The organism is Azospirillum sp. SYSU D00513, from assembly GCF_017356015.1.
GTDB lineage: Bacteria > Pseudomonadota > Alphaproteobacteria > Azospirillales > Azospirillaceae > Azospirillum.
Window position 1 is genome coordinate 104,061 of sequence record NZ_JAFIQV010000023.1, and the last position, 6,762, is coordinate 110,822.

5 protein-coding genes are annotated in these 6,762 nt (G+C 68.2%); 2 read left to right on the forward strand and 3 right to left on the reverse strand.

Annotated features, from left to right (window positions below; translation table 11 throughout):
• Window positions 1–26: 26 nt before the first annotated feature.
• Window positions 27–1,412: a 3-deoxy-7-phosphoheptulonate synthase class II gene (locus JUB11_RS17915; protein WP_207459937.1), complete on the reverse strand. Its 1,386-nt coding sequence runs from the start codon at window positions 1,410–1,412 to the stop codon at window positions 27–29.
• A 200-nt stretch (window positions 1,413–1,612) separates the two neighbouring features.
• Here JUB11_RS17915 and JUB11_RS17920 point away from each other — a divergent pair, with 200 nt between their 5' ends.
• Window positions 1,613–2,998: an MFS transporter gene (locus JUB11_RS17920; RefSeq protein WP_247887145.1), complete on the forward strand. Its 1,386-nt coding sequence runs from the start codon at window positions 1,613–1,615 to the stop codon at window positions 2,996–2,998.
• 79 nt (window positions 2,999–3,077) lie between these two features.
• Here JUB11_RS17920 and gor read toward each other — a convergent pair whose 3' ends face one another.
• Window positions 3,078–4,448 (reverse strand): glutathione-disulfide reductase, encoded by a 1,371-nt coding sequence (gene gor / locus JUB11_RS17925; protein ID WP_207459938.1) that lies wholly within the window; start codon window positions 4,446–4,448, stop codon window positions 3,078–3,080.
• 98 nt (window positions 4,449–4,546) lie between these two features.
• Window positions 4,547–5,047: a flagellar basal body-associated FliL family protein gene (locus JUB11_RS17930; RefSeq protein ID WP_207459939.1), complete on the reverse strand. Its 501-nt coding sequence runs from the start codon at window positions 5,045–5,047 to the stop codon at window positions 4,547–4,549.
• Window positions 5,048–5,467: 420 nt separating this feature from the next.
• On the opposite strand from JUB11_RS17930, the gene JUB11_RS17935 reads away from it, so the two are divergent.
• Window positions 5,468–6,610 (forward strand): nicotinate phosphoribosyltransferase, encoded by a 1,143-nt coding sequence (locus tag JUB11_RS17935; RefSeq protein ID WP_207459940.1) that lies wholly within the window; start codon window positions 5,468–5,470, stop codon window positions 6,608–6,610.
• The last annotated feature ends 152 nt before the right edge of the window (window positions 6,611–6,762 follow it).

Genomic DNA, 6,762 nt, shown 5'->3' on the forward strand with positions numbered 1-6,762 from the left:
GGGGCCGCGGGTGCGGCCGCCGGGCTTTACTCCGCGGCGGCGCGGCGGGTGACGTCGCGCTGGCCGCGCGTCTTCTTCAGCTCGTCGGAGAGCAGGAAGGCTAGCTCCAGCGACTGGCTGGCGTTCAGGCGCGGGTCGCAGGCGGTGTGGTAGCGCAGCGCCAGGGCGTGATCGGTGATCGCCTGGGCGCCGCCGGTGCATTCCGTGACGTCCTGGCCGGTCAGCTCGAAATGGATGCCGCCGGCGTGGGTGCCCTCGGCCTGGTGCACGGCGAAGAAGCCCTTGCACTCGCTCAGCACGCGTTCCACCGGGCGGGTCTTGTAGCCGTTCGACGCCTTGATGGTGTTGCCGTGCATCGGATCGCAGGACCAGACGACCGTCCGGCCCTCGCGCTGGACCTTGCGGACCAGGGCCGGCAGCTTGTCCAGCACCTTGTCCGAGCCCATGCGGACGATCAGCGTCAGGCGACCGGCCTCGTTCGCCGGGTTCAGCAGGTCGATCAGCCGGATCAGCTCGTCCGGGTCGAGCGACGGGCCGCACTTCAGGCCGATCGGGTTCTTCACGCCGCGCAGGAACTCGATGTGCGCGCCGTCCGGCTGGCGGGTGCGGTCGCCGACCCACAGCATGTGGGCGGACACGTCGTACCAGTCGCCGCTGGTGCTGTCGACGCGGGTCAGCGCCTGCTCGAAGGGCAGGAGCAGCGCCTCGTGGCTGGTGAAGAAGTCGGTCTCGCGAATCTGCGGGGTGGTCTCGGCCGTGATGCCGCAGGCCTCCATGAAGGCCAGCGTCTCGTCCAGCCGGTCGGCCAGCTCCTGGAAATGCTCGCCGGCCGGCGAGCGCTCGACGAAGTCGAGCGTCCACTGGTGGACCTTGTGCAGGTCGGCGTAGCCGCCCTGGGCGAAGGCGCGCAGCAGGTTCAGGGTCGAGGCGGCCTGGGTGTAGGCCTGCATCATGCGTTCCGGGTCGGGAACGCGCGCACCCTCGGTGAAGTCGAAGCCGTTGATGATGTCACCGCGGTAGGAGGGCAGCTCCACCCCGTCGATCATCTCCATGTCGGCCGAGCGCGGCTTGGCGAATTGGCCGGCCATGCGGCCGACCTTGATCACCGGGATGCCGGCGCCGAAGGTCAGCACGACGGCCATCTGCAGCAGCACGCGGAAGGTGTCGCGGATGTTGTTCGGGTGGAACTCCGCGAAGCTCTCGGCGCAGTCGCCGCCCTGCAGGAGGAAGGCCTTGCCGGCGGCGGCATCGGCGAGCTTGCTCTTCAGGCGGCGGGCCTCTCCCGCGAAGACGAGCGGCGGAAAGGAGGCCAGGCGCTGCTCGACGGCTTTGACCTTCGCCGCGTCCGGATAGGACGGCAGCTGCTTCGCCGGCTTAGACCGCCAGCTGTCGGGTGCCCAACGCTCGACCATGACGCCTGCTCTTCCTTGCCAAGAGAAATCCAAGAAAAATCTGCCCTTCGGCCGATGACCAGCCGAATGGATCAACCCTATAGCGCGCGACCGGCAACTTTTCCATCTTTTTGGGTTCGCCGGCGCACAGGAACTTGCGGCGCCGCGTCCGAAAAAGCGCTCTGGCCCGGGACGGACGGCGGGCTTATACAAAGGTGCAGATGTTCGATTCGATGGGCGGGTGTCCGGTGAAGCTGTCGTCCTGGGGCTCCGCCCTTGCCGTGTACCGCGATCGCCGCGTTCTGGCGATGCTCTTTCTGGGCTTTTCGGAAGGGCTGCCGCTGGCGCTCACCGGATCGACCCTGTCCTATTGGCTGAGCGAGAACGGCGTCAGCCGGCAGGCGGTCGGACTTTTCGCGCTGGTGACGCTTCCCTACGCCTTCAAGTTCGTCTGGGCGCCGCTGATCGACCGGCTGCGGCTGCCGCTGATGACGCGGCTGTTCGGGCGGCGGCGCGGCTGGGCGCTGACGACGCAGGCCGGGCTGGTGCTGGCCCTGCTGGGGCTGGGCAGCACCAACCCGGCCGACGATCTCTGGTGGACGGCCTTCTTCGCGGTCGTGGTCGCCTTCTGCTCGGCCAGCCAGGACATCGTGGTGGACGCCTTCCGGGTGGAGACCCTGTCCGCCGAGCAGCAGGGCGCGGGCGCCGGCGCGCTGGTGCTGGGCTACCGCTTCGGCATGCTGGCGGCCGGTGCCGGCGCGCTCTTCGCGGCGGAGGCCTTCGGCTGGCAGACGGCCTACACGCTCATGGCGGCGCTGGTCTCGGTCGGCATGGTGACCATCCTGCTGAACCGGGAGCCGGCGGTGCCCGTCTCCGCCGACGTCGCGGCGCGCGAGCGCCACGTCGCGGAGTGGCTGGCCGCGCGCCCGCACCTGCGCGGACGGCGGGCGGAGCTGATGACCTGGCTCTTCGGTGCGGTGGTGGCGCCCTTCGCGCAGTTCATGACCCGGCGCAGCTGGGCGCTGATCCTGCTGTTCATCGCCACTTACAAGCTGGGGGAGGTGATGGCCGGGGTGATGACCAGCCCATTCTACGTCGATCTCGGCTTCGAGAAGAGCGAGGTCGCGGCGGTGTCGAAGATCTTCGGGCTGTGGGCGACCATCGTCGGCGGCCTGATCGGCGGCCTTCTGGTCGGCCGTTTCGGTGTCAACCGCGCCCTGCTGTTCGGCGGCCTGGCGCAGGTGGTGTCGAACCTCGGCTACGTGATGCTGGCGCTGGCCGGCCATGACGTGACGATGCTGGCGACGGCGGTGGCGGTCGAGAATGTCTGCGGCGGCATCGCGACCTCCGCCTTCGTCGCCTATCTCTCGGGCCTCTGCAACGTCGCCTACACGGCCACGCAATACGCCCTGCTGACCAGCTTCACCAAGCTCGGCGGCGACCTGTTCGGGGCGACCAGCGGCTTCCTCGCCGCCCGCATGGACTGGTCCAGCTATTTCCTGCTGACGACCGCCGCCGGCCTGCCGGCCCTGGCGCTGCTGCTCTGGCTCCAGGGGCGGGAACGGTCCGAGCCAGCGGTGCCGGCGGCGGCGGCGGAGAGTGCCTGAACAGGGCAGGGGCGTAAGGCGGCCAGGACCCTAAGCGGCCCGGTGCGCGCAGAGGGCGCGCACCGGGCCGCTGCGGCCGTCAGGCCACCGGCTTCGGCTCGGGAGCCTTCTCGCGCATCAGGACGAACTCCTCCGCCGTGGAGGGGTGCAGCGCCATGGTGCGGTCGAAGTCCTGCTTCGTCGCCCCGCAGTTCAGCGCGATGGCGAGGCCCTGAACGATTTCCGGCGCGTCCATGCCCATCATGTGGCAGCCGAGCACGCGCTGGCTCTCGCCATCCACCACCAGCTTCATGAGCACGCGCTCGTCGCGTCCCGACAGGGTGTGCTTCATGGGGCGGAAGCCGGCCTTGTAGATGTCCACCTTCGCGAAGCGCGCCCGCGCCTGTTCCTCCGTCAGCCCGACGGTGCCGAGCGGCGGCAGCGAGAAGACGCCCGTCGGAATGTTGTCGTAGCTCACCGTCGTCGGGTTGTCGTTGAACAGCGTCTCGGCCAGCGCGCGCCCCTCTGCGATGGCGACGGGGGTCAGCGCCACCCGGTCGGTCACGTCGCCGATGGCGTAGATGTTGTCGATGTTGGTGCGGGAATTGGCGTCCACCCGGATGGCGTCGCCCTCGCCCAGCTCGACGCCGGCCGCTTCCAGCCCCAGGCCGCGCGTGTTCGGACGGCGGCCGGTGGCGGCCATCACGAGCCCGGCGGAATGGCCGCGCCCGAGATGGTCGGTCACGGTGTAGCCGCCGGGGCCGTGTTCGACCTTCACCGGCTGGGCGCGGGCGAGGATCTCGATGCCGCGCTTGCGCAGCTCCTGCGCCAGCGCAACGCGGATATCGTCGTCGAAGCCGTTCAGCAGGTCCTCGCCGCGGATCATCAGAGTCACCTCGGCACCCAGGCCGCGGAAGATGCTGGCGAACTCGACCGCGATGTAGCCGCCGCCGATGATCAGGACGGAATGCGGCAGCGTCGGCAGATCCAGCGCCTCGTTCGAGGTCACGGCGTGCTCGATGCCCGGGATCTTGGGCATCGCTGGCCAGCCGCCGGTGGCGATCAGGATCGTCCTGGCCGTGTAGCGCTTGCCGTCCACCTCCACCGTGTGGCGGTCGATCAGCCGGCCGAAGCCGTTGAACAGGGTGACGCCCGAATTCTCCAGCATCCGGATGTAGATGCCGTTCAGCCGGTCGATTTCCTTGTCCTTGTTCGCGATCAGCGTCGCCCAGTCATGGGTGTGCGCCTGCGGCGCCCAGCCGTAGCCGCAGGAATCCTCGAACCCGTCGCGCTGCTGGGCCGCGTAGACCAGCAGCTTCTTCGGCACGCAGCCGCGGATCACGCAGGTGCCGCCGACGCGGCTGCCCTCGCAGATTGCCACGCGCGCGCCGTAGGAGGCCGCGCGCCGGCTGGCGGCGACGCCGCCGGACCCCGCGCCGATGGTGAAGAGGTCGAAATCGAACTCGGCCACTGCCGTCTCCTCTGGTACCAGAATGCCCACCCCCGAATCGGGGCGGAGTGTTCCGCATTCCATCCCGTCTGTCGAGGGGGCTGCCTAGCAGGCCGGGGTCAGCGCAGAAGCATGTCCTGGATCAGCACGCGGCCGGCCGGCAGCGACGCGATCCGGAGGGAGCGGAGTTCACGGTTGGCGACCTCCGACACGGCCGACTTGATGTAGGAGGAGCCGGCGGAGCCCTTCAGCGAGTCCGGGGAGACGTCGAGCATGCGGCCGTTCATGGCATCGGCGATGCGGGGCACGAAAGGCGCCACCTGGGCCGCCTCGTCCGGCGAAGCCAACTCCAGCACCACCCGAACGCTGACCTCGCGCAGGCGGCTGCCGGCGTTCAGCGTGAAGGTCATCGCGGGAAGGGGGGCATACCCCGGCATGGACGAGGCCGAAATGCCCTGAGGCGCGCTGGGCCGCAGCTTCGCCTTCAGAACAAGAGCGCCCCCGGCGCCCGCCAGCACCAGCATCGCCATTGCCATGAGCAGCAGCGGCAGGAAGAAACGGCCGTCCTTGCCGACCCGAAGGCCCGATCGTTCTGGCGTGTGTATGGCGGTGGCGGACATGCCGTTCCCTCGGTTCCCCTGAAAGGAGATCGCGCGGCGCCGTATCCCGGCGGCAGCGGCCCTCCTTGTTCTTGGAAACCGTAGAGGTTGTGAAAATCACCGTCAAATAAAGGTATTTTATGCTTATGCAGACTGTTCGCCGGCCCAGGTGAAGGCCAGCCCAACCTCAATCCTGGTGGCCGGAAATCTTCATGCAGTTTTATAAAATTTTTCCCTTATTCAGACGACAACCCCGTGGGGTGAAGAGCCGCGGGGTGTGCCGTGAAACGACACCGGCGAGAACGCGTTTACAATGCCGGAAGGCCCTTCCACGGGGGGCGCCGCCCGTATAAAGCATGCTGACGCGCCGGACCGCAAAAAGGGACCCGCGGCACCGCCGGACGCGCGCCGGGACGGTGGAGGCACGAGAAGGGAAACGTCATGGACCAGAAGCACACGCAGGTTCTCTACCCCTCCGCCCCGGAGATCGCGGATTGGACCGACACCTATTTCCGGCGGACCAAGGAGACGGTGGGCAAGTTCGGCGACAAGCGGGTCACCTACGCGATCTTCATGCGCCGTCCTGTCGTGTTCGCGCCGCGCCTTGCCATCAACTGGCTTCAGGGCATCGCGAAGGAACGGGGCTTCGAGGTCGAGATCGAGCTGAACTATCCGGAAGGCCGCTGGGTGGGCGCCGGTGAGCCGATGATGTACATCAGCGGTTCCTTCTACCATCTGGTGGACACGGAAACGCTGCTGCTCCAGAAGCTCGGCCCCGCCTGCGTCGGCGCCTACAACGCCTTCACCATGTGCGCCGACCTGCCCAAGGTCGCCTTCCTCGCCATGGACGCGCGCCACTGCGCGGGCACGGAAATGGCCGAGATCATGGCCTATGCCGCCGCGGTCGGCTCCGACCGTGCCAAGCGCAAGGTTGGCGCCAAGGGCTTCATCGGCAACGCCACCGACGCCACCTCCCATTATTTCGGTCAATCCAAGGGCATGGGCACCATGCCGCACGCGATGATCGGCTACGCGGGATCGACCGTCCGCGCCGCGGAGATGTTCCACGAAACCTTCCCGGACCAGCCCCTGACCGTGCTGGTCGATTATTTCGGCCGCGAGGTCACGGATTCGCTGGCGGTGTGCCGGCGCTTCCCCGAGTTGGCGGCCCAGGGCAAGGTTGCCGTGCGTCTCGACACGCCGGGCGGCCGCTTCGTCGAGGGGCTGGACCCGCCGGGCTCCTACGCGGTGCTGGAGCGCCACGCGCCGCACGCCATCCGCGGCTATCGCGACGAGACCCAGCTCCGCTACCTGATCGGCACGGGCGTCTCGGCCGCCGCGATCCATTACGTCCGGGAGAGGCTGGACGAAGCCGGCTTCCCGGCCGTGAAAATCGTCGCCTCCTCCGGCTTCGGCCCGGCGAAATGCCGCCTGATGGCGGAGGCCAACGCACCGGTGGACATCATCGGCACCGGCAGCTACCTGCCGGAGAAATGGAACGAGACCTACGCGACCGCCGACATCATCGAGTATGACGGCGAGCGCCGGGTCAAGATGGGGCGCGAGTTCCTGTTCCGGCGGTAGGGCCGGGCTGCAGAGATGCTTGCAGAATGAAGAAGGGGGCTCCGCAGCGCGGAGCCCCCTTTGCTTGGTGCGCCCAGCATGGGCGTTCTCTTGTGGGTGCAAGTCCCATCGTAAGCTGATCACGGCGAGCGAAGTGAAGCGCAACTGCGGAA